At 72.2% G+C, this 24,315-nt stretch carries 23 protein-coding genes and 1 rRNA gene; 6 read left to right on the forward strand and 18 right to left on the reverse strand.

The annotated features are described in order from the left end of the window. Positions 1–15 precede the first annotated feature (15 nt). Both ACFYSC_RS30100 and ACFYSC_RS30105 read left to right on the forward strand, forming a co-directional pair. A complete protein-coding gene (locus ACFYSC_RS30100; protein ID WP_362944202.1) occupies positions 16–843 on the forward strand; it encodes a maleylpyruvate isomerase family mycothiol-dependent enzyme in 828 nt (275 codons plus the stop codon). A 96-nt stretch (positions 844–939) separates the two neighbouring features. Further along, positions 940–1,581: an MBL fold metallo-hydrolase gene (locus tag ACFYSC_RS30105; protein WP_362944204.1), complete on the forward strand. Its 642-nt coding sequence runs from the start codon at positions 940–942 to the stop codon at positions 1,579–1,581. 218 nt (positions 1,582–1,799) lie between these two features. On the opposite strand, the gene pssA is transcribed toward ACFYSC_RS30105, so the two are convergent. The 13 genes from pssA to ACFYSC_RS30170 form a co-directional block, all read right to left on the reverse strand. Further along, positions 1,800–2,630 carry a CDP-diacylglycerol--serine O-phosphatidyltransferase gene (gene pssA / locus ACFYSC_RS30110; RefSeq protein ID WP_362944206.1) on the reverse strand — a complete coding sequence of 277 codons (831 nt, stop codon included), beginning with the start codon at positions 2,628–2,630 and terminating at the stop codon, positions 1,800–1,802. Then, positions 2,617–3,264: a phosphatidylserine decarboxylase gene (locus tag ACFYSC_RS30115; protein ID WP_389968380.1), complete on the reverse strand. Its 648-nt coding sequence runs from the start codon at positions 3,262–3,264 to the stop codon at positions 2,617–2,619. The genes pssA and ACFYSC_RS30115 overlap by 14 nt, the downstream gene beginning before the upstream one ends. A 127-nt stretch (positions 3,265–3,391) precedes the next feature. Next, a complete protein-coding gene (locus tag ACFYSC_RS30120) occupies positions 3,392–4,384 on the reverse strand; it encodes a TerC family protein (RefSeq protein ID WP_389968381.1) in 993 nt (330 codons plus the stop codon). A gap of 185 nt (positions 4,385–4,569) precedes the next feature. Next, positions 4,570–5,805, reverse strand: coding sequence for a glycosyltransferase family 4 protein (locus tag ACFYSC_RS30125; RefSeq protein WP_389968383.1), 1,236 nt, complete (start codon positions 5,803–5,805; stop codon positions 4,570–4,572). Between the two features lie 83 nt (positions 5,806–5,888). Next, complete coding sequence (murJ, locus tag ACFYSC_RS30130; RefSeq protein ID WP_389968385.1) at positions 5,889–7,601, reverse strand: murein biosynthesis integral membrane protein MurJ; 1,713 nt, start codon at positions 7,599–7,601, stop codon at positions 5,889–5,891. Then, positions 7,601–8,479: a hypothetical protein gene (locus ACFYSC_RS30135; protein ID WP_389968387.1), complete on the reverse strand. Its 879-nt coding sequence runs from the start codon at positions 8,477–8,479 to the stop codon at positions 7,601–7,603. The genes murJ and ACFYSC_RS30135 overlap by 1 nt, the downstream gene beginning before the upstream one ends. A gap of 4 nt (positions 8,480–8,483) precedes the next feature. Then, a complete protein-coding gene (locus tag ACFYSC_RS30140; RefSeq protein WP_389968389.1) occupies positions 8,484–9,449 on the reverse strand; it encodes a copper transporter in 966 nt (321 codons plus the stop codon). Then, on the reverse strand, positions 9,446–10,660 hold the full coding sequence (gene steA / locus ACFYSC_RS30145) for a putative cytokinetic ring protein SteA (protein WP_389968391.1): 1,215 nt from the start codon (positions 10,658–10,660) through the stop codon (positions 9,446–9,448). Before steA ends, ACFYSC_RS30140 begins: the two co-directional genes overlap by 4 nt. 119 nt (positions 10,661–10,779) lie before the next feature. Then, on the reverse strand, positions 10,780–12,495 hold the full coding sequence (gene recN, locus ACFYSC_RS30150) for a DNA repair protein RecN (RefSeq protein WP_389968393.1): 1,716 nt from the start codon (positions 12,493–12,495) through the stop codon (positions 10,780–10,782). A 90-nt stretch (positions 12,496–12,585) separates the two neighbouring features. Then, positions 12,586–13,491 carry an NAD kinase gene (locus tag ACFYSC_RS30155; RefSeq protein WP_389968395.1) on the reverse strand — a complete coding sequence of 302 codons (906 nt, stop codon included), beginning with the start codon at positions 13,489–13,491 and terminating at the stop codon, positions 12,586–12,588. 56 nt (positions 13,492–13,547) lie between these two features. Continuing rightward, positions 13,548–14,366: a TlyA family RNA methyltransferase gene (locus tag ACFYSC_RS30160; protein WP_389968397.1), complete on the reverse strand. Its 819-nt coding sequence runs from the start codon at positions 14,364–14,366 to the stop codon at positions 13,548–13,550. Further along, positions 14,363–14,551, reverse strand: a complete 189-nt coding sequence (locus ACFYSC_RS30165; protein WP_362944230.1) for a hypothetical protein — start codon at positions 14,549–14,551, stop codon at positions 14,363–14,365. Before ACFYSC_RS30165 ends, ACFYSC_RS30160 begins: the two co-directional genes overlap by 4 nt. After that, on the reverse strand, positions 14,548–15,885 hold the full coding sequence (locus tag ACFYSC_RS30170) for a hypothetical protein (protein WP_389968399.1): 1,338 nt from the start codon (positions 15,883–15,885) through the stop codon (positions 14,548–14,550). The genes ACFYSC_RS30165 and ACFYSC_RS30170 overlap by 4 nt, the downstream gene beginning before the upstream one ends. A gap of 202 nt (positions 15,886–16,087) precedes the next feature. On the opposite strand from ACFYSC_RS30170, the gene ACFYSC_RS30175 reads away from it, so the two are divergent. Then, positions 16,088–16,435: an SCP2 sterol-binding domain-containing protein gene (locus ACFYSC_RS30175; protein ID WP_362944234.1), complete on the forward strand. Its 348-nt coding sequence runs from the start codon at positions 16,088–16,090 to the stop codon at positions 16,433–16,435. A 49-nt stretch (positions 16,436–16,484) separates the two neighbouring features. Here ACFYSC_RS30175 and ACFYSC_RS30180 read toward each other — a convergent pair whose 3' ends face one another. Both ACFYSC_RS30180 and ACFYSC_RS30185 read right to left on the reverse strand, forming a co-directional pair. Beyond that, complete coding sequence (locus tag ACFYSC_RS30180; protein ID WP_389968402.1) at positions 16,485–17,504, reverse strand: HAD-IIA family hydrolase; 1,020 nt, start codon at positions 17,502–17,504, stop codon at positions 16,485–16,487. A gap of 24 nt (positions 17,505–17,528) precedes the next feature. Next, the gene (locus tag ACFYSC_RS30185; RefSeq protein ID WP_362944239.1) at positions 17,529–17,870 is read right to left on the reverse strand and encodes a tetratricopeptide repeat protein; all 342 of its coding nucleotides are present in this window, start codon (positions 17,868–17,870) and stop codon (positions 17,529–17,531) included. Positions 17,871–18,070: 200 nt separating this feature from the next. On the opposite strand from ACFYSC_RS30185, the gene ACFYSC_RS30190 reads away from it, so the two are divergent. Beyond that, a complete protein-coding gene (locus ACFYSC_RS30190; RefSeq protein ID WP_389968404.1) occupies positions 18,071–19,390 on the forward strand; it encodes a DUF1015 family protein in 1,320 nt (439 codons plus the stop codon). 79 nt (positions 19,391–19,469) lie between these two features. On the opposite strand, the gene ACFYSC_RS30195 is transcribed toward ACFYSC_RS30190, so the two are convergent. Then, positions 19,470–19,955 carry a single-stranded DNA-binding protein gene (locus tag ACFYSC_RS30195; RefSeq protein ID WP_389968406.1) on the reverse strand — a complete coding sequence of 162 codons (486 nt, stop codon included), beginning with the start codon at positions 19,953–19,955 and terminating at the stop codon, positions 19,470–19,472. A 116-nt stretch (positions 19,956–20,071) separates the two neighbouring features. On the opposite strand from ACFYSC_RS30195, the gene ACFYSC_RS30200 reads away from it, so the two are divergent. Continuing rightward, positions 20,072–20,998, forward strand: a complete 927-nt coding sequence (locus ACFYSC_RS30200; protein WP_389968408.1) for an MBL fold metallo-hydrolase — start codon at positions 20,072–20,074, stop codon at positions 20,996–20,998. A gap of 104 nt (positions 20,999–21,102) precedes the next feature. Here the strand turns inward: ACFYSC_RS30200 and ACFYSC_RS30205 are convergent, their stop codons facing one another. Further along, on the reverse strand, positions 21,103–21,588 hold the full coding sequence (locus ACFYSC_RS30205; RefSeq protein WP_389968410.1) for a hypothetical protein: 486 nt from the start codon (positions 21,586–21,588) through the stop codon (positions 21,103–21,105). 90 nt (positions 21,589–21,678) lie between these two features. Between ACFYSC_RS30205 and ACFYSC_RS30210 the strand changes: the two genes are divergently transcribed. Further along, on the forward strand, positions 21,679–23,622 hold the full coding sequence (locus tag ACFYSC_RS30210) for a hypothetical protein (protein ID WP_389968411.1): 1,944 nt from the start codon (positions 21,679–21,681) through the stop codon (positions 23,620–23,622). Between the two features lie 587 nt (positions 23,623–24,209). Here the strand turns inward: ACFYSC_RS30210 and rrf are convergent. Further along, positions 24,210–24,315 (reverse strand): 5S ribosomal RNA (rrf, locus tag ACFYSC_RS30215); the annotation flags it as partial.

Here is a 24,315-nt window from a genome sequence, read left to right on the forward strand (position 1 = left end):
TGATGGAGTTGGGGCATGAACGTCATAGACACGCTGCTGGCCGAGCTGGACGGCTCCATGGGGCGGCTGCTCTCCACCGTCGCCGGGCTGTCCGACGACGACGTCCCGGAGCCCTCCCGCCTGCCCGGCTGGAGCAGGGGGCACGTGCTCGCCCACATATCGCGCAACGCCGACAGCCACGTCAACCTGCTGTCCTGGGCCAGGACCGGAGTCGAGACGCCGCAGTACCCCGACGCCGGGGCGCGTGAGGCCGGGATCCTGGCGGGGGCGGCGCGGCCCGTCAAGGAGCAGCTGGCCGACCTGGAGGACAGCGCCGCGCGGCTGGCGGAGGCGGTGCTGGCCATGCCCTCCGACGGGTGGCGGGCGACGGTCGGCGGGATGCGCGGGCCCGCCCATCCCGCCTGGTACGTCCTCGTCCGCCGGCTGCGGGAGGTCGAGATCCACCACGTGGACCTGGGCGCCGGATACCGGTGCGCCGACTGGCCGGAGGCGTTCGTCCGCCGGGAGCTGTACGACGCGATGGTGTCGTGGCCGCACGGTCGCGGCACGGTCAGCGAGATCGTGGTGGAGGAGGTCAAGGAGGGCGACAAGCACCGGCAGGTCTGGCGGGGGCTGGGCTCGGGGCCGGTCGTCCAGGGCGACGCCTGGAGCCTGCTGGGATGGTTGACCGGGCGCGCCCCGGGAACGGGCCTCAGGGTGATGCCGGAGGGGACCGCGGGCAACAGGCCCGCCTCGGCGGACGCCGGGCCGCTGCCCGCGCCGCCGCCCTGGCTGACCCTGACCGCGCCCCCGAACCTGCCCGCCGCCCCGCCCGAGGAGTACCCGTCGACGACCCCCTCCTGAAAGACGGATCCCGAGGTGTGGAAGCGCACCGTGTTCCCCGGCGTTTCCTGATGTTCCCCGGTCCCGAAGGACCGGCTCCCACCCTGGAGGCAACCGATGACCTATACCGGTGACGTGCGGGTCGGCGGTCCCGCCGACGTCCGCGAGCTGAGCGCCCTGACGATCTCCAAGCTGGCCGTCGGGCCGTACGACAACAACGCCTATCTGGTCCGCTGCAACGAGACCGGCGACGGCGTGCTCATCGACGCCGCGGCGGACGCCGACCGGCTGCTGGCGCTCATCGGCGACCGGCCGATCAGCAAGATCGTGACCACCCACCGGCATGCCGACCACTGGCAGGCGCTGGAGCGGGTCGCCGGGGTGACGGGCGCGGCGGTGGTCGCCCACCCGCTCGACGCGCCCGAGCTGCCGGTGCCGGTGGACCAGGAGGTGGAGCACGGCGACGGCGTGACCGTCGGCGTGGTGTCCCTGGAGGTGATCCACCTGAGCGGTCACACCCCCGGCTCGATCGCGCTGTACTATCCCGGGCACCTGTTCACCGGCGACTCGCTGTTCCCCGGCGGCGTCGGCAACACCGACAAGGATCCGAAGCGGTTCGAGCAGCTCTTCAGGGACGTGTCGGAGCGGATCTTCGACCGGCTGCCCGACGACACCTGGGTCTATCCGGGCCACGGCAGGGACACCACGCTGGGCGCCGAGCGCCCGTCCCTGCCGCAGTGGCGGGCCCGCGGCTGGTGAGCCCGCGACGGGACCACGAGGGCGGGTGAGCCCTCGCGCCCGGCGTCCCGTACGGCCCGCGCCCGGATCCGCGCGGCCGTACGGCCGGCGCCGGTCCTGCGCGGGGCCGGCGCACGCACGTCCATGAGCGGCCGCGTGGGTAGCGCGCCGTCCGTGATCGGCCGGGCGGGCGTACGGCCCCGCCCGGCGGAAGCCCTCGGGAGCCGTGCGCCCGGCCGTCAGCCGACGTGCTCGGCCTCGCGGCGCTCCTTGCGCTTGGCCCGCTTGAACATCAGCACGCGCAGCGGGATGGCCGCCACGATGGCGATCTGCATGCCGGCCCCGACCTTGATCAGCGAGTCGCCCCCCGACAGCCCGGCGGCCCATATGGTCAGGCAGGCGACGTTGATCATCATCCAGGCCAGCACGACGGCCGCCAGGTTGCCCTTGGGCTTGGGGTACTCGATCCGGCTGACCATGAGGTAGGCCACGCCCAGGATGGGCACCACCGTCAGCTTCGACGGCGGGAACAGAAGGACGATCGACACCACCGTCATCGCGCCCATGGGGATGGGCAGGCCCATGAAGTCGCCGCTCTTGGTCTTGACGCAGGCGAACCGGGCGAGCCGGATGACACCGGCCAGCAGCACCGACGCCGCGACCACCATCACCAGCGGGAACGGCGTGCTGGGGTTGAAACCCGCCCAGATGACGACCATGAACGCCGGGGCGAAACCGAAACTGATCACGTCGGCGAGGTTGTCCAGCTCCGCGCCCATGGCCGAGGCTCGGAACTTGCGGGCCACCAGGCCGTCGAACAGGTCGCAGGTGGCGCCGATCAGCAGCAGCACGACGGCGGTGCCGAAGAAACGGGGGTCGGCCTCGAAGGGTTTGCCCTCCTGCAGCGCGCGGATGGCCGACCAGGCCAGCACGCACACGGCCAGGAAGCCGCACAGCGCGTTGCCGAGCGACAGGGAGTCGGCCGCCGAGAGACGGAACGCCTTGCCGACGGGGCCGCGTGGCTCGTCGTCCGTCTCGTCGAGCGGCCAGCCGGCGTCAGCCGTGGTCAAGACCGGTCACCCCCGCGACGGTCTTCTGTCCGACCGACACGGCGGGGGCGATCCCCTCGGGCAGGTAGACGTCCACCCGTGAACCCAGCCGGATGAGGCCGATCCGCTCGCCCCGCCTGACCTTGGCGCCCGCCGCCAGGTAGGGCACGATGCGCCGGGCGACGGCGCCGGCGATCTGGACCAGCTCGATGTCGCCGAGTTCGGTGTCCAGGTGCCACACGACGCGCTCGTTGGAGTCGCTGTCCTTGTTGAAGGCGGGCAGGAACCCGCCGGGGACGTGCTCGACGGAGGTGACCGTGCCGGCCAGCGGCGCGCGGTTGACGTGCACGTTGAGCGGGCTCATGAAGATGGCCACCCGCGTGCGGCCGTCGGGCCACGGGTCGATGCTCTGCACCACGCCGTCCGCCGGGGACAGGACGCGCGCCGCGCCCGGCACGCGGTCGGGGTCGCGGAAGAACCAGAGCATCCCGCCGGTGAGCGCGGTCAGCGGGAGGGCCGCCAGCGCCCAGCGCCGGTCGCGGCGGCTGAGCAGCGAGGTCGCGGCGGCGGCGGTCACGGTCGGGAGAAGCCACGGGGAGACGCCACGAGCCAGTCTGATCCGGCCGGGCTGAGGGCTTGCTGAATCGTGGGACACGGGGAACCTTTTGTGATGTATTGGGGTATTAGACCGGTATGTCTACCTGCTTGAGGCAGGATGCTACCCATCTGACAACCCTTATACGGCGGAACCAGACAAGAAAACCGCCTTAGGTGCCGATCCGCTAGCCCTGTTCGGCACCCGCGGGGGTGGTCACTTCCTTGCTCTTGCTCTCGTCGCGGCGGATTTTCACCAGGCTGGCGACGGTGGTGGCCGTCATGGTGACGGCGATGACCGCCAGCGAGAGCCAGATCGGCACCTCCGGTGCCCAGGAGACGCCGCTGGAGTGCAGCGCCTCGAGAATCAGCTTAACCCCGATGAAAGCAAGGATGAACGCCAGACCGTAGCTGATGTAGACGAGCCGCTGCAGCAGCCCGCCCAGCAGGAAGTAGAGCTGCCGCAGGCCCATCAGGGCGAACACGTTGGCGGTGAAGACGATGAAGGCGTCGGTGGTGAGACCGAAGATCGCCGGGATCGAGTCGAGCGCGAACAGCAGGTCGGTGGTGCCGATGGCGATCATCACGATCAGCATCGGGGTGACCATGCGCCTGCCGTCGACCTTGACGAAGACCCGGGAGCCCACGTAGTCGTCGGTGTGCGGCAGTGCCCGGCGGGCCCAGCGCAGGACCGCGTTCTCCTTGAGCTCGTCCTCGTCCTGGCCGTGCTGGCGGATGAGCTGCACGGCGGTGTAGAGGAGGAAGAGGCCGAAGACGTAGAACAGCCAGCTGAAGCTCGCCAGCGCGGCGGCGCCCACGGCGATGAAGACGCCTCGCATGACCAGTGCCATCAGGATGCCGACCAGCAGCACCTTGTGCTGGTGGATCTTGGGCACCGCGAAGCGGGTCATGATGATGTAGAAGATGAACAGGTTGTCGACGCTCAGGCTGTACTCGGTGAGATAGCCGGCGATGAACTGCGCCGCGGGGGTCGCCCCGGCGGTGATCCACAGCACGACGGCGAAGACGACCGCGAGCGCGACGTAGAAGCTGACCCACGCCCCCGCCTGCTTCATGGAGAACTCGCGGGGTTCGCCCCGGTCGACGATCCACAGATCGAGGGCGAGGACCACGAGGAGACCACCGATGACGGCGATCCAGGCCCAGACAGGAACGATCACGGTTGGTAACCTCCGGCGGCGCGCATGACTGACTGCCGGAGGTCTCTCCCGCCCGCGACGAGACGCGGACCGACAGCCCCGGGGGCCCCGTGGGGCGGGGCGACACCGTGATGACGAGACTGCCGCGAAGGGATACTCCCCCCCTAACCAAGCCAGTATAGGTGGGTGGCTTGGAACCGCCTAATTCAACGATCAGGCGTGGTCGGTTGTTCCGCCCCTCCGCCTCCCCCGGACAGCGCCCGGTAAACCGCCAGCGCGGCCTCCACCGCCTCCCGGCGTCCGGGCAGCGCGCGTCCCCGCAGAGCGGCCGCCCGGCCCAGGTCCCGGGTGAGCCCGTCGTCGGCCAGCACCCGGGCCACCGCCTCGCGCATCGCGCCGGCGTCGCCGTACGGCACCAGCAGCCCGGCCTCCCCCACCATGTCCGGCAGGCCGCCCACGGCGGTGGCCACGACGGGAACCCCGGCCCGCAGCGCCTCCTGGACGGTGAGCGGCTGGCCCTCCCACCGGCTCGGCACCAGCAGGGCCCTGGCCACGGCGAGCAGGTCGGCGACGTCGCCGCGATCGCCCAGCAGCCGCACCGGCAGCCCCTCACGCTCGATCCGCTCCCGCAGCGGCCCGCGCAACGGGCCCTCCCCGGCGACCAGGAACACCGGCCCCCGCTCCTCCCCGGCGGCCGAGGGCTCCGGCCCCTGTTCCTCTCCGGTGACCGGGTGCTCCGGTCTCCACTCCTCCCCCGCGGCCGGGCGCTCCGGTCCTCGTCCCTCCCCCGCGCCGGCAGCGAAGGCTGCGGCGACGTCGAGCAGCGTCTCCAGCCCCTTCTGCTGGGCCAGCCTGGCGACGGTCAGCAGGATCGGGCGCTCGCCCACGCCGAGTTCCGCCCGCACCCGGGCGGGCGGGAGCCCGGACGGGGACAGCGGGGGCGCCGGGACCACCGCGGCCGTCACGTGCCGCGCACCGAGCCGGCGCATCCGCTCTCCCAGGTCGGCGGAGACCACCAGGACGCGGTCGGCCCGGCGTGCCACGATCCGCGCCAGGGCGGCGTGGACCGCACCGACCGCGCCGCCCGCGGTGGCGGCGTTGTGCAGCGTCACCACCAGCGGCGTTCCGGTCCCGGCCAGCGCGAGCGCGGCCAGCGCCCCGGCGCGCAGCCCGTGGGCGTGCACGACGCCGGCGCCGCGCAGCGTCCGCAGCCGGCTCAGTGCCCGGAGGTCGTCCCGGGGGCGGGGCCGGTCAGAGATCGGCACGGGCGTGAACCGCGCACCGAGGCGGCCGAACCCGAAGCTCTCCTCGGTGGCCGCAGGGCCCGCCACGACCACCCGCGCCCCCCGCTCCACCAGACCGCCGGCCAGCATCGCGACGTGCCGTCCGACCCCGCCCGCGCTGGTCCCCAGCACGAACGCCACCCGCACCGGCTCAGCCATCGGAACGCCCCTCTTCCGCGACGCCGTCCGCACCGTTCCGGCCACCGGAGACGTCCTTCCCCCGCGACACCGTCCGCGCCGTCTCAGTCATCGGAGCGTCTCCCTCCCGTGGCGGACATCCCCGCCTCCCCGCCGTCCCCGCCGGAGCCCCCGGCCCCGGTGAGCCTGCCCAGGCCGACGATCCCGCCGAACCTGCCCAGCAGCGCCCGGGCGTCCGGCCCGTCGACCACCGCGGCCACGACCGCGAACGCCGTCGCACCCGCCAGGGCGGCCACCGTTCCGGCGATCACGCTCGTCCACGTGGACGTGCCCGTCAGGGCGTCCGCGACGACCAGTCCGGCGCCGTAGGCGGCGGCCCCGCCGAGCACCGCGGCGAGTAGCGCCCGCCCCGTCCCGGCCAGCGCCCCGGCACCCGCGCCCCGACGTACGGCCAGCGCCAGCAGCGCCCCGCCGGCCGTCATCCCGGCGGTGCCGCCCAGCGCCAGCTGCCCCACCACCTGCGGGGGGCCGGACGCGGCACGGGCCAGCACGACCTGCGCGACCAGTGCGACCGCCCACCCGGCGACCGAGGCGAGCGCCGCCGCCCTGCCCTCGCCGCGTGCGTACAGCACCCGGGCGAGGTGGAACATCAGGCCGTAGCCCACCAGGCCGAGCGCGAAGAACGCGACCGCGCGGGCCATCGCCGGGGGGTCGCCGCCCTCGGTGCCCGCCACGAAGAGCCGCGCCACAGGTGTGGCGACCGCCGCCATCACCCCGGCCGACAGGCCCGTCACCAGCAGCACCACCCGTGTGGTGGAGGCCGCGAGGTCGTCGAACCCGGCGCGGTCGCCGTCGGCCGCCCGGGTGGACAGCAGCGGGAAGGAACTGGTGGCCACCGGCACCACGAACACCGCGAAGGGCAGCTGGAACAGCGCCCAGGCGTAGGTGTAGACGCCCACCACGCCCGCCCCGCCGAAGTGGTTGGCCAGCCGGACCACGACCGTCAGCGTGACCTGCTGGGCCACCAGCACGGCCAGGTTCGCGACCGCCAGGCGCCGGGCGTGGGCCGCCACCCCGGGCGGGAACGACAGCGAGGGCCGCAGCCGCAGTCCGAGCCGCGCCGCCGGGCCGAGCACGGTCAGCACCATCGCCGCGGCCGCGACGGTCGCGCCCACGGACAGCGTCAGGCTCCCCGCCGGGGTCAGGCGCGACAGGTCGTCGGCGGCGCCGCCGTTCACCGCCTCGAACACCACGAGGGAGACGACCACGACCAGGCTGGAGACCAGCGGCGCCAGGGCGGGACCCATGAACCGCCGGTGGGCCTGCAGCGCGCCGTACAGGACCACGGCGAGCCCGAAGAAGATCATGCGGGGGGCGAAGACGACGAGCATGTCCGTCCCGGCGGCGACGACCTGCGACAGGTCGCACTCCCTGGCGTCGCCGCTCAGCAGCGAGACGATCGGCCCGGCCAGGACGGCGATGAGGAGGGTCAGCGGCACCAGGACCAGCATCGTCCAGGTGAGCAGCGCGGAGGTGATCCGCCCGGCCTCCGCCCGTGCCCCGGGGTCGTCGCCGGATCGGGAGGCGGCCGAGGCCAGCACCGGGACCACCATCCCGGCCAGCGCGCCACCCGCCACCAGCTCGAAGACGATGTTGGGGACGTAGTTGGCGGTGTTGTAGGCGGTGCTCAGGCAGGAGTTGGCGACGGTGTGCGACTGGACCCAGTACCGGCCGAATCCGACGATCCGGGCGGCCATGGTGACGATCCCGATGAGGAGCGCCGCGCCCGCGACCCCCTGCCCGATCTTCCTCCCCATCAGCCGGCGGGCGCCTGCTCCGGGGGACGGCGGCCGAGCATGTCGATGCGGTTGAGCACCGGGTTGCCGGCGATGACCTTGGTGAAGCTGACCTTCTCCGAGACGGCGGTCAGCGCCGCCACGGTGCCGAGGGCGGCCAGGCGGGCGGGACGCCCCAGGGTGACGGAAGCCGCCAGGCCGAGCAGCGCGCCCAGCGCGTTGGCCCCGGCGTCGCCCAGCATCGCCCGCTCGCCCAGGTCCTCGGGCAGCAGGGCGGCCGATGCGCCGAGTGGCAGCGCGGCCAGGGCCGCGGCCACCGGGTCGCCACGGCGCAGGCCCGCGGCGAGCAGCGGCGCGCCGGTGAGCAGACCGACCTTGACCGCACGGCCCGGACGCAGGTCGAACAGGTTGGCCAGGTTGGCGGCGCCGGCGACCAGCATGCCGTCGATCACCGCGTCGGCGGGCCGGCTCGCGGCCGACGCGGACACGGTCAGCGCGGCCGCGGCCAGCCCGGTCAGACCGATTCCGGCTATCTTCACCGCGCCGCTGGTGACCTCGCCCTTGGCCAGCGCGCCCAGGTGGCCCCGGAACCCCTTGGAGGCCGTCACGCCGTACAGGTCGTCGTAGGCGCCCAGCCCGCCGGCGCCGACCGCGGCCAGCAGCGCGGCCGTGCGGACCCGGGCGGGCAGGCCGGGGACCGCCGCGGCGGCGACGCCGGCGCCCGCGACGAACGCCGGGCCCTCCAGCAGCGTGATGGGCTCACCCCGATGGTTGACGCGGCTCCAGGTGTCGGCGTCGCCGACCGGTGGCCTGCGGGTGAAGGCCGCGTACGCGGCGCGGGCCGCGGCCGCGCCGAGGAAGGCGCCGGCCAGGGCGGCGGTGAGAGCGCGACGAGCCATCGGGTCATCCTCCGGAGGTGGCCGTGGGGGCCGGCGACGCGCTGGGCTCGACGCCCGAGACGCCCGAGCCGATGCCGTACTGGCCGGTGGCCCCGGACAGTTGCTCCCGCAGAGCGTAGACCACCACGACCCGCCCCATGGGCATATCGGCGTTGTCGACGGTGGAGACCTTCTCGGCGGCGGCGGTGTCGTCACGCAGCGCGGCGATGGTCCCACCGGCCGTGGCGGAGGACGGCGCGCCGGCCACGACGACGCCCCGGCCGGTCTCGTCCAGGCCCAGCGCCATCGACACGATCGCGTTCGCCTGCTGGGCCGCGCTCTCCCCGGTGTACGGCTCGGCCGGGGCGATCAGCACCGCCAGGTCGGCGCGCTTGGCCGGCTGGCCGGTGACGGTGAGCAGCCCACCGGCCTCGAAGGCGTCCAGGACCCCGGCGGCCACCGGGTTCTCCTTGCCGATCTGGGCCGGGTCGTCGGTCACGATCGCCCCGGCGAGCGCGGCGGCCACCTTCCGGTACGGCGTGGCGTCGGCGGGAAAGACCATGTCGGCCGGCTTGACGTCGTCGGCGAGCTTCTCGATGAGGGGGGCCTGGGCCGCGTCGACGTAGCTCTCGTCGAGGACGACCCGGCCGGTCACCGTGGCCCCCGCCTTGGTGAGGAGATCCTGGACCCCCTCACGCATGGCGGTCGTGGCGCCGGGGGCCTCGACGATGACGACGCTCTCCGTGGCGAGGGCGTTCTGCACCAGGCGGGGGGCCGAGTCGGTGACGAAGGCGTCGTTGGCCGCCTCGCGCTTCTGCACGGTCTCCAGCTGGTCGCGGTACTCCTCGTTGCTCACCCGGAGCTGGTTGGCGAAGATCTCCGTCGCCTTGATGGCGGGGTCCTCCAGGAAGCTGGTGCCGAGCACGATGCCGACCGAAAGCGCCAGGAAGATCGCGACGATGGAGACGAGGTGATAGCGGAAATCGATCACGAGAAGAGTCCGACCAACCAGAAGATGAAGCCGTTCCAGATGTCGCGGACGCTGTCCAGCCAGATCTTGCCCACCGGGGAGACGATGATCGCCACCCCCATGGTGATCAGCGTGGTGGCCACGAGCAGGAGCAGTGACGGGGTGGAGATCCGGCTGCGGTACAGCCGGCTGACGCCCTTGGCGTCGACGAGCTTGCTCCCCACCCGCAGGCGGGTGAGGAAGGTGCTGGCCATGCCGGCGCGTCCCTTGTCGAGGAACTCCACCAGCGTCGCGTGGGTGCCGACGGCGACGATCAGGTCGGCGCCCTTGTCGTCGGCGAGCAGCATGGCGATGTCCTCGCTGGTGCCGACGGCGGGGAAGACGACGGCGTCGCGGCCGAGCCGCTGGATCCGTTCCAGGCCCGGCGCGTGGCCGTCCCGGTAGGCGTGCACGACCAGCTCGGCGCCGCAGGTGAGCGCCTTGTCCGACACCGAGTCGAAGTCGCCGACGATGACATCGGGGAGGTATCCGGCCTCGATGAGCGCGTCGGCGCCGCCGTCCACCCCGATCATGACGGGGCGGTACTCGCGGATGTAGGGGCGCAGGACGGCGATGTCCTCCTTGTAGTGGTAACCGCGCACCACGATGAGGACGTGCCTGTCCTCCATGGAGGTGTGGACGGCCTCGGGCACGCCGACGCCTTCGATGAGGAGGTCCCGCTCACGCTGGATGTACTCCATCGTGTTGGTCGCGAACGCCTCGATCTGCGTGGTCAGCCCGGCCCGCGCCTCGGCCATGGCGGCCTCGACGGACTCGGCCGTCTGCACGTCGCCCTTGCCGGCGATCTCGTCGTCGAGGTGGACGACGCCGTCGTGCAGCCGGATCAGGTCGCCGTCGGAGATCCGGTCGAACAGCTCGGGGGTGGCGTTGTCGACGAACGGCACGCCGGCCTCGACGATGATCTGCGGCCCCAGGTTGGGGTAGCGCCCGCTGATGCCCGCGGCGACGTTGACCACGCCCGCCGCGCCGCACGCGACAAGGGCCTCCGCGCTCACCCGGTCGACGTCGACGTGGTCGATGATCGCGATCTCCCCGGGACGGAGGCGCTTGGTGAGCCTCTTCGTCCGCCGGTCGATCCGCGCCACGGCCGTCACCCCGGGAAGGTCCGAGACCTTCCTGTGGCGGAGGTAACCGGTGAGCCTGCGTCGAGGCCCGTCAGTCGGCACCTTCATCGAACCCATCCTGCCAGAGGTGACGACCGGGTGAGCCGGGCAGCCCGATGCCCGCCGGATTCGTCACCGCGGATTCCCCGCGTCCGGCTGCTCCCCCGAATGGGCGTGAACAGTCCTCCTCAACCCCTTTTGTCGGCGGCGGCGATCGCCAGCAGTTCCTCGGCGTGCGCGCGGCCCAGCTCGGAGTCCTCAAGGCCGGCGAGCATGCGCGCCAGCTCCCGGGCCCGGCCGTCCTGGTCGAGCGCCACCACGCCGCTGTGGACCACGCTGCCGTCGCTCGCCTTCTCCACCACCAGGTGCTGGTCGGCGAACGCCGCGACCTGGGGCAGGTGTGTGACGACTATCACCTGGGCGGTGCGGGCCAGACGGGCCAGGCGGCGGCCGATCTCCACCGCCGCCTTGCCGCCCACGCCCGCGTCGACCTCGTCGAAGACGAACGTCGGCACCGGGTCGGCGCCGGCGAAGACCACCTCGATGGCGAGCATCACCCGGCTCAGCTCGCCGCCGGAGGCCCCCTTGTTCAGCGGCAGGGGCGGTGAGGCGGGGTGCGGGGACATCCGCAGCTCCACCTCGTCCAGGCCGTGCGGGCCGAACTCGGCGGCGGGCGTGATGACGACCACCACCCGGGCGTGCGGCATGGCCAGCGCCGAGAGCTCCTCGGTCACCGCCTGCCCGAACCGCTCGGCGGCGGAGGCGCGGATCCGGGTCAGCTCGGCCGCGAGCTCGGTGAGACGGCCGGTGAGCTCCTCCTGCTCGCGGGTCAGCTCGCCGATCCGCTCGTCGTCGCCCTCCAGCTCGGTGACGCGCCGCGCGGCCCGCTCCGCCCAGGCCAGCACGGCCCGGGTGTCCTCGCCGTACTTGCGCACCAGATGGGTCAGCACCGCCTGGCGCTCCTGCACCATCGAGAGGCGGGCCGGGTCGGCCTCGACCGACTCGGCGTAGGCGGCCAGCTCGGTGGCCACGTCGGAGATGAGGTAGCCGGCCTCGGCCAGCCGGTCGGCGATCCCGGCCAGCGCCGGGTCGAAGTCACGGACCGCCTCGACGGCGGAGCGTGCCTGCCCGACCAGCGTGACGGCGTCCCGGAGGTCCTGGTCACCGGCCATCGGGTCACCGAGCAGCGCCCGGTGCGCGGTCTCCGCCGCACCGCGGAGCGAGTCGGCATGGGAGAGCCGCTCCTCCTCCTCGCGCAGTTCGGCCTCCTCACCCGCCTTGGGCTCGGCCCGCTCGACCTCCTCCAGCCCGAACCGGAGCATGTCGGCCTCCTGGGCGCGCTCCCGGGCGCGGGCGGTGATCTCGGCGAGCTCGTCGGTCACCTGCCGGTGGCGCCGGTAGGCCTGCTCGTAGGCGCGCAGCGGCTTGACCAGTTCCTCGCCGGCGTAACGGTCGAGGGCCGCGCGCTGACGGCCCGGCTGCAGCAGCCGCTGCTGGTCCATCTGGCCGTGGACGGCCACGAGGTCCTCGGCGAGGTAGGTCAGCGTGCCCACCGGGACGGTGCGCCCGCCCAGCCAGGCCCGGCTGCGGCCCTCGGCCGAGACCGTGCGCGAGATGATCAGCTCGCCGTCCTCGACCTCTCCCCCGAGGTCCTGCACCTGCTGGGCCACCCGGCCCGCCGGGTTCACCACGAGAGTGCCCTCGACGGTCGCCCGGTCGGAGCCCGGACGGACGCGGGCCGGGTCGGCCCGGCCGCCGAACAGCAGCCCCAGGCCGGTCACCACCATCGTCTTGCCCGCGCCGGTCTCGCCCGTGAGCACGGTGAATCCCGGCGACAACGCCAGGACGGCCTCGTCGATCACGCCGAGCCCTTGGATGCGGACCTCCTCGACCCTGGGTCGCACTGGTCCCTCCCGTCACATCGAATTCACCGAACATCAGTGCGGTGCGCGGGCACGATCCTACGCGCTCGGCACCGTGATCGCCGGGATGATCTACGGCCTCGCCCGGCCGCGCCACCCCTGCACAGGAAGGCCGAATTTGGCGACCAGCCTGTCGGTGAACGGCGCCCCGGTGTCCTCCAGGCCGTGCAGTCGCGCCAGCCGTACCGGCACCTCCGCGCGGCGCACCTCGATCCGTGTCCCGGCGGGCAGATCGAAGCGGCGGCGGCCGTCGCACCACAGCACGGCCCCGGCCGTCTCCGGCTGGACCTCCAGCGCCAGCCGGGACCGCGGGGAGACCACCAGCGGCCGGGCGAACAGCGCGTGGGCGCTGATCGGCACCAGCAGCAACGCCTCCACCTCCGGCCACACCACCGGGCCGCCGGCCGAGAAAGCATACGCGGTCGAACCGGTCGGAGTGGCGCAGATGACCCCGTCACACCCCCATCGTGACAGAGGCCGCCCGTCGATCTCGGCGACCACCTCCAGCATCCGGTCGTTCTTCTCCACCGTCGCCTCGTTGAGCGCCCAGGTGTCGGCCAGCAGCCGCCCGTTGAGGCGGGCGGTGACCTCGACGGCCATCCGCTCCTCAACGTCGTAGCGGCCCCGGACCACGCAGTCCACCGCGACCGCCAGGTCCTCCACCTCCGCCTCCGCGAGGAACCCGACGTGCCCGAGGTTGACCCCCAGCAGCGGCACCCCGGCCGGACGGGCGAACTCGGCGGCCCGCAGCAGGCTGCCGTCACCGCCGAGCACGATCATCATCTCGGCGTCCTGGACGGCCACGGCGGTGTCCGGCACCACGTCGGCGCCCGCGCACGCCACGGCCTCGGCCTCGGAGCCGAGGACGCGCACCGCCACCCCCGCCTCCAGCAACCGCCCGATCACCAGCCGGGCGCTCTCGACGGCCGCCTGCCGCCCGGTGTGGGCGGTGACCAGCACGGTGCGCTTGATCGTCATGTTCCACTCTTTCGGGGGGTGAGCACCGGCGCCTTCGGCGCGTCCACCGACAGACCCTAGCGGGGTCCTTCCGCCACCGCGCGCCCGATCTCCGCCTCGACGTCGGCGACCGGCGGCGCGCCCTCTCCCTTGCCCAGCCAGACGACGTACTCGACGTTGCCGGACGGGCCGGGCAGCGGACTCGCGGTGACGCCGCGCACGACGAGACCGAGGCCCCGGGCGGCCTCGGCGACGTCTCGTACGGCCTGAGCCCTCAGGGCGGGGTCCCGGACGACGCCGCCGGCGCCCACCCGCTCCTTGCCCACCTCGAACTGAGGCTTGACCAGCATCGCGAAGTCGGCCCGCCCGGCGGCGCAGCGGGTCAGGGCCGGCAGCACCAGGCGCAGCGAGATGAAGGACAGGTCGCCCACGACCAGGGTGGGAGCCTCCCCCACCATGTCGGGCGTCAGGTCCCTGACGTTGACCCGCTCCATGACCGTGACCCGCTCGTCGGTCCGCAGCGACCAGGCGAGCTGGCCGTACCCGACGTCCACCGCCAGCACGTGCGCCGCGCCGTTGCGCAGCAGCACGTCGGTGAAGCCCCCGGTCGAGGCCCCGGCGTCCAGGCAGCGCCGCCCGGAGACGGTCAGGCCACGGGGCCCGAACGCCTCCAGCGCGCCCAGCAGCTTGTGCGCCCCCCGCGAGACGTAGTCGACACCGCCGGGGGCCTCGGCCACCACGATCGCGGCGGCGGTGTCCACCTGGGTCGCGGACTTGGCGGCCACCTGGCCCCCGACGGTGACCCGGCCGGCCTCGATCAGCTGGGCCGCCTGCTCCCTGGATCTGGCCAGCCGGCGACGAACGAGCTCGCTGTCGAGACGTGCCCGCCGGCTCACCGGCGCCGGTCCGCGGTGTCGTCCGCCGACGCGAGCACCCCCTCCAGTCCGGCGAACACCTCCTCGAACACGCCCACATGCGCCGAGACGGGCATCTCGCCGAGCCGGGTCAGCCCGTTCAGCACGGCGTCGACCCGCTCTCCACCGGTCTCTTCCTCACCGGTCTCTTCGGGCAGGTGGGTCATCCGTCCCCTCCGGAAGTGCTCTTCGTCGTCCTCTTCGCTGTCCTGTCCGCCGCACGGGCACGGGACGCCCCGCCCGTGGACGCCTTGACGGTATCGGACGCCGCGGCACGCGTCGTCCCGGTCGTACGGCCCGCCTTCCCCGCGGTCTTCCCGGCCGCTCTCTCCTCGGTCTTCCCGGCGGCTCTCTCCTCGGTCTTTCCTGTGGTCTTTCCTGCGGTCTTTCCTGTGGATCTTCCACCGGTCTTCCGCGGCGCGGCGCCACCGCCGCCCTGACCCGCCTCGCCGCCCTCGCCGGACGCCTCCCGGGCCCGCTCCGTGTCCTTCGCCGCCTTCTCGGCGCGTTCCGCGGACCTGCCCGCCTCAGCGGCCTTCTCCGCGGCCCTCTCCGCCTTCGCGGTCGCCCGCTCGGCTGCTTTCTCGGCCTTCGCGGTCGCCCTGTCAGCGCCCTTCCCGTCCTTGCCCGTGTCCTCCCCCGGCTTCTCCGCGGCCTCGCCACCGGTTCTCGCGGCGGTCCTGCCAGTGGCCCCGGGTTTCGCAGCGGCCTTGCCTGCGGTCCCGGACTTCTCAGCGGCCTTGCCCGCGGTCCCGGGCGACGCGGCGGCCTTGCCGGTGGCCCTCTCCTCGGACTTCTCGGTGGCCTTGCCTGCGGTCCCGGGCGACGTGGCGGCCTTGCCGGTGGTCCCCCCAGCGGTCTTCTTCTCCGCCGCCTTTCCCGTGGCCTTCGCCGTACTCGCGGTGCCCTTCCTCGTCTCCTCAGCCGCTTTCGCCGTACCCCTCCCCGCCTTCGCGGTCGTTTTCGCCGTCCCCTTCTCCGTCTTCGCGGCGGCCTTCCCCGTCTCGGCGGTCGCCTTCCCGGCGGCCTTCCCCGTCTTTCCGGCCTTCGCGACGGCCCCTTCCGGCTTCTCCTTCGCCTCGGCCTCGCCGGCGGTCTTCGCCGCCCCCGTCTTCACCGCGGCCTTTCCCGTGGCCTTCGCCGTCTTCGCCGTCTTTGCTGCCTTCCCGGCGGTCCCGTCCGGCTTCTTCGCGGTCTTCGCGGTCTTCGTGGTCTTCGCGGCGGTACGGCTCCGCGTGGCGCGCGGTGCGGCCGTCTCGGATTCGGCCAGCCGGGCCTCCAGTTCGGCCACGCGCGTCCGCAGCCGGTCGATCTCCTCGATCTCTCTCTCGTGCGCCTGATCGAACGCGTCGACCAGGCGGTTCACCTCGTTCTGAATGATCTCGTCGAGCTGGTTCCGGCTCTCCTCCCCCGCCGTGACCAGTTCCCTGGCCATCTCGTCGATCTGATCGGACGCCTGCGGTGACTCCGCCTCCCTCAGACCGAACAGGTCACGGACCACCTCCCGCGCCCTGGCCGTCGTCATCTCGCTGAGGCCGGTGGCCCCCTGCAGGTAACCGCGCAGCGCATCGAACACCATGGCGACGCCTCCCCCCTCCGGCGAACCCCCGGACGCCGGATCGCACATTATGTTCATGTGGAACGCTACCGTCCGTACGTCAAAGGATCCGGAAGCGTCCGGAAAGAGAAAGGAGCGTCGCGCGATGGCGACCGTCGACGAGTGCCGGGTGGCACTGCGCAGACTCGGCGAACAGTTCGACGAGGTTGACCAGGCGAGCCGCGCCAAGCACGTGGTCGAGCGCAGCATCAGCTGCCACATCAGCGACCTCGGCGTCACTTTTTACGGACGCATCCACCACGGCGGCCTTGGCCCCTTCGAGGAGAGGCCCTCCGCCGACGGCAGGCCCGCCGACGTGAAGCTGACCATCGGCAGTGACGATCTGATCTCCCTGGTCAACGGGGAGCTGGACATGGGGCGCGCCCTGTTCGGTGGCAAAGTGAAGATCGACGCCAGCTTCGGCGACCTCCTCCGGCTCCGCAAGCTCCTCTGATCCTCGGAGTCTTCGGCATCCACGACCCGTGCCGCCCCGTGTGACCGGATCATCGACGGCGGACGCCCTCCCCCGGCAGTGAGGAGCCCAAAGCGGCCTTCACCGCGTCCTCGTCCGCCCTCCCTTCGCCGGCGGCCTCCCATGTCGCGGCACAGGCCGCGCGGAGAGCGTCGATCCCCTCCCCATGGCCGTCGAGGCGCAGCCGGCCGCTCTCCCAACGGGCGGTCCAGCCCTCGCAGACCCATCCGTCCCCGGACCGCCGCACCGCGGGGTAGGGCCGGTGCAGCGCCGACAGGTCCGCGGCGACGTAGGTGGGCCTCCCGCGGGGGCCCGCCGTCAGCAGGTCGAGCGGCGCGGTCACGCCGGTCAGCACCAGCAGGGCGTCCACCCCCGCGTTCATCGCCCCTTCGATGTCGGTGTCGAGCCGGTCACCGACCACCAGGGGCCGCCGGGAGCCGGTGCGCAGCATCGACTCCCGGTGCAGGGGTGGCTCCGGCTTCCCGGCGACGACGGGCTCCACCCCGGTCGCCGTGGCGATCACCCGGGTCATCGACCCGTTGCCCGGCAGTTCACCGCGGCCCGAGGGCATAGTGGCATCGGCGTTGGCCGCCACGAACAGGGCGCCCCGCCGTACGGCCAGGGCACCCTCGCAGAGCAGACCGTAGGAGAGGTCGGGAGCGATGCCCTGCACGACCGCGGCGGGCCCCTCCGCCGCGGTGCTCACCGGGCGCAGGCCGTGTGCGCGAAGGGCGCTGCGCAATCCCATCCCCCCGACCACCAGCACCGCCGAACCGGGCTCGACCCGTTCGGCCACCAGCCGCGCGGCGGCCTGGGCCGAGGTGACGACGTCCTCGGCACGCGCCGGGGCGCCGAGCGCGCTCAGGTGCTCGGCGATCGCCCCGGGAGTGCGTGAGGCGTTGTTGGTGACGTAGGCGAGCCGCATCCCTTCCTCCGCCGCCCGCCGCAACGCCTCCGGAGCCCCCGGAACGGCGTCGCGGCCCAGATAGACCACGCCGTCGAGATCGAGGAGGAGGGTGTCGTAGGGATCGATGAGCGCGTTGGAATCCACCGCCCTATTCCACCACCCCGGTCGTCATGCCTGACGGGCGCGGAGGGTCGCACGGACGCTCCGCAGCGCCGACACGTAATGACGCTGGTCGGGGCGCATCGCGACGGCGATCGCCAGGGGCTCCTGCGCCGCTTCCATGTCCCCGGTGCGCCACAGGGCGAGCCCCAGACCGAAGTACGCGTAGTCCTCGGCCGGGTTGGCGTCGATGATCCAGCGGAAACTGTCGACGGCGTCGGCGTACTGCCGCGAGTTGAACTGGGCCCGGGCGAGCCCCTCCCTGATGCTGCGCGACTCCGGTTCGGCGTCGGCGGCCCGCTCCAGCAGCGAGGCCGCGGCGGCCGGGCTGCCCTCGGTCAGAAGTTTCATCCCGCGTTGAAACCAGTCATAGACGTCCCCGACGGGAGCGCCCGCCTCTGGATCGGGGGAATCAGGCGAACCGCTGCGTCCTTGGACCATATGTGAGGCCTCCTTCATCGACAGATGACAGATCTGACCGATTCCCTGACGACCCGGGCACCAGTGCGCCCTCAAGACGGCCCCCGAGCCTTACAGGCCTTTGTGACAACATGCCCTCCATGGCGAATCCTGAACTGCCGGCACCTGACGGGCTGGTGCTACGCCCGTTTCGCGGCGTGCGATTCGCGGTCGGCGATCTGGCCGAGGTGATCTCCCCGCCCTATGACCTCATCTCAGAGGTCGGCGCTCGGGAGCTCCTCGACACACACCCCAACAACGTGGTGCGGCTCATCCTTCCCGGCAGCGACCGCCACCGCTACGCCGAAGCCCGCGAGACCCTTCGGACCTGGCTGTCCTCCGGCGTGCTGGTGGTCGACGAGTCACCCGCCGTGTACGTCTACGAGCAGACCGGACCCGGGATCCTGCAGCGGGGGCTCATCGGGGACGTGGGTCTGGCAGGCCCCGAGGAGCAGATCATCCTGCCGCACGAGGACGTCATGCCGGGGCCCGTCGCCGACCGCCTGGCCCTGATGCGCACGACCGAGGCCAACCTGGAGCCCATCTTCCTGCTCTACGACGGCGACGGCGGGCCGGCCACCAGGCTCGTGGACGAGATCGCCGCCTCACGGACGCCCCTGGCCGAGGCGACGACCGATGACAGGGTGCGACACCGGCTGTGGGCCATCACCGCCCCCGAAGAGCTCGCCCTGCTCAATGAGGATCTGCGTCCCCGCAGGGCGCTGATCGCCGACGGTCATCACCGCTACGCCACTTATCTCGCCCTCCAGCGGGAGCACCACGCCGCCGAAACCGCCGCCGAAGCCGTCACCGGAGCCACCGCGCCGGGGCGGCCTCCGATGCCGGGCGCCCGGGACTTCGGCCTGGCACTCCTGGTGGACTCCACCGCCTACCCGCCCAACCTCAAGGCCATCCACCGGGTGATCCCGGGGCTGCCGCTCGGCGAAGCGCTTACCCGGGCCGGGGAGGCCTGGAGGATCCGGGAGTACGGATCCCTCGGCGAAGGGCTCTCCGCGCTGGCGGCCGCGGCGGAGCCGGCCTACCTGCTGTCGGCCGGAGGCACCGCCCACCTCCTCACCGACCCGAACCGGGAACGTCTGGAGCGGGCCATGCCCGCCGACCGCTCGGCCCGCTGGAGAGCGCTGAACACCTCGATCCTCGCCGAGTTCCTGCTCCCCGAGATCTGGGGGATGCCCGATGAAGAGCGGTCCGTGCGGATCGTGCACCACGACGCGGAGGCCGCGGTACGACTCGCCCGGGATTCGGGGGGAACCGCCGTGCTCATGAACCCCCTGGAGGTCGACGACGTGCTCGCCGTCGCGTCCCACAGGGAACGGGTGCCACGCAAGTCCACCTCTTTCGGCCCCAAGCCCCGCACAGGCCTGGTCCTGCGAATGTTCGACCTCGACTGACGGCGAAGACCGGCGATGAAGGCGCGGGTGAACGCCTCCCCGTGAAGTCCGGCCCATCGTCCGGCCGGCCACGGTGTCTTCATCCGGATCCGCCGGCTCCGTCCGAGGCCCGCTCGCCGCCCGGGAGGCGCCCGCCGTTCCAGGGCGTGACCTTCACGTGCTCATGGCGTCTGCCCCCGCCCCGCCTCGGCTCCGCCGACCCGCGACCCGCCGCCTCCTCCCCACCCCGGTCGCCGGTGGGGGCCGTCCCGGGAGCGAGACCGAGATGCCTCGCCGAGCGGACCTCCACCTCGTAACCCGAGGACTTGGATCCGCCGTCGCCCCACCAGCGACGGCGAAGCGAACCCCTCACCTCGACCATGTCACCGGGTAACCACCCGGCGGCGGCCAGAGCCACCTCCGGGGCGAACGACGCACAGGGGATGGTGTCCACCTGGACCCTCCGGGCCCGCGGCTGCCGACGGACGATCAGCCGCCACCTGGTGAGCGCGCTCCCGCTTCGCAGTTTCCTGACGCTCGCAGCCTCGGGCAGGCGACCCACCAGGACGACCTCGTTGCGATCCATCGAATCTTCCTCCGATCTCTGCCTCTGCCGATCGGAGACGACTCTTTACGATGTGAGCTGTGCCGGAACGGCCGAACGCCGTTCTGGGGATGCCGGTTCCAGTTCTGAGGTGACCTGTGGACAACATCACCGCTCTCGGCGGCGAGGTCTATGAGATCGACACGAGAATGGCCGGATACTCCGGCATCACAGCGGGATACCTGATCCTGGGAGACCGTCCCTGTCTGGTCGAGACGGGTACGTCCACCTCCGCCCCGATCGTGCGCGACGCCCTCACCTCCCTGGGTGTGGGCCCCGCGGACCTCGCCACGGTGGTCGTGACGCACATCCACCTGGACCACGCGGGCGGGGTCGGTGACATCGCGGGCTTCTACCCGGAAGCCGAGGTCGTGGTCCACGAGAAAGGCGCCCGGCATCTGGCCGACCCCTCGCGGCTCATGTCCAGCGCCCGGATGGTCTGGGGTGACAAGCTGGACACCCTCTTCGGGGAGCTCTCCCCCACCGAGTCGTCCCGCATCCGTGCCCTGGGAGACACGGGGAGCATCGATCTCGGCAACGGTCGCACTCTGAGCAGCCACTACTCTCCGGGACACGCCAAGCACCACGTGGGCCTGATCGACTCCGGCACAGGGGATCTCTACGTCGGCGACGCCGCCGGCGTCTATCTTCCGCAGACGGGAGATCTGCGACCGGCGACCCCGCCCCCGGACTTCGACCTGCGGACCGCGCTCGACTCGATCGCGTTGTTCGAGTCGCTGGCCCCCCAGCGGCTCCTGTTCAGCCATTACGGACCGGTCGCGAACGTGGCGGAGACGCTGGAGCGCTCGGCGGAGGAACTACGCGTCTGGGTGGACCTGACGCGCCGGGCCCACTCCGAGGGCATGGACCTCGACCACGCGGTGGCCATGGTCAGGGAACGCACCCGGGAGCGGTACGCGGCCCTGAAGGACGACGACGGGACGGCCGAGCAGTTCGAGCTGCTCAGCGGCGCCCCGTCCAACGTGGCCGGAATCCTCCACTGGCTGAACCGGGTCCAGCCCTGAGCCGACGCCTCCGCAGATCGAGCCGATGACCTCCGGCGCGCTCCGGTCCGGTCCCGTACCGCCTCGGGTGAGCCTTCCGGCCCACCCGAGGCGGCGTGGAGCCGCTACTTCTTCTCGTCCTCGTCTTCGTCCTCGTTCGTGTCGCCGAGGGTGTCGCCGAAGTTCGGCTCGATGAAGGCCGGACCGATGCCGGCTTCGGCCTTCCCCCCGGCCTTCGCGACGTCGTCCTCGATGGCCTCGGCCGCCTCATCGCCGGCCCCGGTCTCCCGGGTCTCGGCCTCGTCCGCCTCGCCGGTCTCGTCTTCGGCGGCCTCGTCTCCGCGTACGGCCTCGCTCGCGGCCTTCGCGGGCGGCTCCTCCTCCGCGGGCATCTCCTCGACGGCGGGTGTCACGTCGGACACACCGCCGAAGACCGGCTCGTCCTCGTCGAGATCTGCCTCGTCCTCGAGCTGAGCATCGAGTGCGGCGGCGTCATCGACCTCATCGACCTCGTCGAGGTCCTCGTCTTCCTCCAGGTCCTCGATGACGGTCCCCGTCAGCTGCGCGTACCGCTCGGCGGCATCGGTCTCGCCGTCCTCGTCGAAGGCCATCGCGCGGCCGAACCACTCGACCGCCGGCTCCTCGTGCCCGGCCTCGGCCAGGGCATCGGCGTACGCGAAGGCGAGACGCGCCGACCACGGGTGCGGACGCGTGTCACGCAGCTCCGGAAGGCGCTGAAGCGTGATGACAGCGGCGTCGTTCTGACCGAGGTCCCGGCGAGCGCCCGACTCCACGATGGCGAGTTCGATCTTGCCGGATCGGTCGAGACGCTCCGCCTCCGGGGTTCGGACCAGGTCGAGAGCTCGCTCCGGACGGCCGAGACCGCGCTCGCAGTCGGCCATGACCGGCAGGTAGGCGTCGGAGCCGGTCATACGGCGCGCCGCACGCAGATCGCTGAGTGCCTCGGCGAAGTGCCCGGAATGGTAGGCGGCGATGCCCACGGCCTCGCGGACCACACCGATACGGGCGGCGAAACGACGGGCCACCTTGGTGTGCTCATAGGCGCGCTCAGGGTCGCCCTCCTCAAGCGCCCGGCCGGCCGCCACCAGATGGCAGGAGACCAGGTCGGCGAGGTCGAGCGGGAGGGAGCGCAGTTCGTCCCTGACGTCCTTGTCGAGCTCGTCCGCCGTGATGTCGGGAGCGAGCGGGGGCAGTTCCTCCCGCGACCGACTCCGGGCCTCATCGCGCTCCTCGGGACGCTCGTCACGGCCGTAGCGCGTGCGGGATCCGCCGCCCTCGGCGCGGAATCCACCGTCACGATCCCCGAAGGGACGTGCCCCTCGGTCCTCACGGCCATAGCGGGGGCGATCGTCACGGTCGCCGTAGGGACGGCGTTCACCACGGTCATCGCGGTAACCACCACGGGGACGATCGTCCCTGTTGAACGGACGCCGCTCACCACGGTCATCGCGACCCTGACCGGGACGCTCCTCGCGGTTGAACGGGGGTCGCTGACCACGATCACCACGGCCGTAACCGGGACGGTCGTCCCGATCCCGGGAACCGTACCGGCTACGCGCCTGATCACGATCACCGTAGGAACGCCGCTCACCACGGTCGTCACGACCCTGGCCGGGACGGTCGTCACGATTGAACGGACGCCGCTCACCACGGTCATCGCGACCCTGACCGGGACGGTCGCCGCGGTCGCCGTAGGGACGGCGCTCACCACGGTCATCGCGGTAACCACCACGGGGACGATCGTCCCTGTTGAACGGACGCCGCTCACCACGGTCATCGCGGCCCTGACCGGGACGCTCCTCGCGGTTGAACGGGGGTCGCTGACCACGATCACCACGGCCGTAACCGGGACGGTCGTCCCGATCCCGGGAACCGTACCGGCTACGCGCCTGATCACGATCACCGTAGGAACGCCGCTCACCACGGTCATCGCGACCCTGACCGGGACGGTCGCCGCGGTCGCCGTAGGGACGGCGCTCACCACGGTCATCGCGGTAACCACCACGGGGACGATCGTCCCTGTTGAACGGACGCCGCTCACCACGGTCATCGCGACCCTGACCGGGACGCTCCTCGCGGTTGAAGGGAGGCCGCTCACCACGGTCATCGCGGTAACCACCACGGGGACAATCGTCCCTGTTGAACGGGGGTCGCTGACCACGGTCATCACGGCCGTAGCCGGGGCGGTCGTCCCGATCCCGGGAACCGTACCGGCTACGCGCCTGATCACGATCACCGTACGTACGCCGCTCACCACGGTCGTCACGACCCTGGCCGGGACGGTCGTCACGATTGAACGGACGCCGCTCACCACGGTCATCGCGACCCTGACCGGGACGCTCCTCGCGGTTGAACGGGGGTCGCTGACCACGATCGCCACGGCCGTAGCCGGGGCGGTCGTCCCGATCCCGGGAACCGTACCGGCTACGCGCCTGATCACGATCACCGTAGGAACGCCGCTCACCACGGTCGTCACGACCCTGGCCGGGACGGTCGTCACGATTGAACGGACGCCGCTCACCACTGTCGCGGTAGCCACCGGGGCGCTCACTCCGCTCCCGGGAACCGTAGGAACCGCCTCCACGCCCTTCGCGGCGCTCGCCATATCGGGGACCGTCGCCTGAACGTCCCCACTCGCGGCCCTCTCGGCCGCTCTCTCGACCGCCGAACTCGCGGTTCTCGCCTTCTTCGCGCCGGCCCATGCCGTCACGCCCGTTATCACTGTTCACTTCTGGTCCATTCATTTGCTCACCGGCGAGCGCGCCCTCTTCGTCTGTGGATGGGCGATCGCTGTACGGGCGGTCTTCGGCCACGGGATGCGCCCCGTTCGATATCGCTGCCCCGCCCTTATCCGTGGTCCAGCGCGACGAAGGCCACCCGCGGTGGGGTGGCCCGGCATGTCCAGCCTAGCAACCGCCCAGGCCTCCTCTGCCCCTGTGCTCAGGCATCAACACCCAGTCGGCGAAGTACGGCGACGACTCGGCTGTCGGCGACCGTCTCGCCTCTGTCTCTCGGCGAAGATCGAGCCGACCGCTCCGTCGCCCGACGAGCCGTATCGATCAAGGCCGCCTGGCATGACAGGCCCACCAGTTGGTCTCGACGAGCCCGCCGTACGGCACGGCAGCACCCCGGGAACACCGGAACGGAAACCCGGGAACGCGAAAAAGCGGGGCCCCGGACGACGAACGTCCAGAGCCCCGCTACAAAGATTGTCCGGCGGCAACCTACTCTCCCACACCGTCCCCGGTGCAGTACCATCGGCGCTGAAGAGCTTAACTTCCGGGTTCGGAATGTAACCGGGTGTTTCCCCTTCGCCA

Source organism: Streptosporangium sp. NPDC004379 (genome assembly GCF_042873875.1).
GTDB lineage: Bacteria > Actinomycetota > Actinomycetes > Streptosporangiales > Streptosporangiaceae > Streptosporangium.

What these genes read in the sequence shown, in the direction of transcription:
- ACFYSC_RS30100 (WP_362944202.1), top strand. Translation starts at nt 16, where the DNA reads ATGAACGTCATAGACACGCTGCTGGCCGAGCTGGACGGCTCCATGGGG.
- ACFYSC_RS30105 (WP_362944204.1), top strand. Translation starts at nt 940, where the DNA reads ATGACCTATACCGGTGACGTGCGGGTCGGCGGTCCCGCCGACGTCCGC.
- ACFYSC_RS30125 (WP_389968383.1), bottom strand. Translation starts at nt 5,805, where the DNA reads ATGGCTGAGCCGGTGCGGGTGGCGTTCGTGCTGGGGACCAGCGCGGGC.
- murJ (WP_389968385.1), bottom strand. Translation starts at nt 7,601, where the DNA reads ATGGGGAGGAAGATCGGGCAGGGGGTCGCGGGCGCGGCGCTCCTCATC.
- ACFYSC_RS30135 (WP_389968387.1), bottom strand. Translation starts at nt 8,479, where the DNA reads ATGGCTCGTCGCGCTCTCACCGCCGCCCTGGCCGGCGCCTTCCTCGGC.
- steA (WP_389968391.1), bottom strand. Translation starts at nt 10,660, where the DNA reads ATGAAGGTGCCGACTGACGGGCCTCGACGCAGGCTCACCGGTTACCTC.
- ACFYSC_RS30155 (WP_389968395.1), bottom strand. Translation starts at nt 13,491, where the DNA reads ATGACGATCAAGCGCACCGTGCTGGTCACCGCCCACACCGGGCGGCAG.
- ACFYSC_RS30165 (WP_362944230.1), bottom strand. Translation starts at nt 14,551, where the DNA reads ATGACCCACCTGCCCGAAGAGACCGGTGAGGAAGAGACCGGTGGAGAG.
- ACFYSC_RS30175 (WP_362944234.1), top strand. Translation starts at nt 16,088, where the DNA reads ATGGCGACCGTCGACGAGTGCCGGGTGGCACTGCGCAGACTCGGCGAA.
- ACFYSC_RS30185 (WP_362944239.1), bottom strand. Translation starts at nt 17,870, where the DNA reads ATGAAACTTCTGACCGAGGGCAGCCCGGCCGCCGCGGCCTCGCTGCTG.
- ACFYSC_RS30190 (WP_389968404.1), top strand. Translation starts at nt 18,071, where the DNA reads ATGCCCTCCATGGCGAATCCTGAACTGCCGGCACCTGACGGGCTGGTG.
- ACFYSC_RS30195 (WP_389968406.1), bottom strand. Translation starts at nt 19,955, where the DNA reads ATGGATCGCAACGAGGTCGTCCTGGTGGGTCGCCTGCCCGAGGCTGCG.
- ACFYSC_RS30205 (WP_389968410.1), bottom strand. Translation starts at nt 21,588, where the DNA reads ATGGCCTTCGACGAGGACGGCGAGACCGATGCCGCCGAGCGGTACGCG.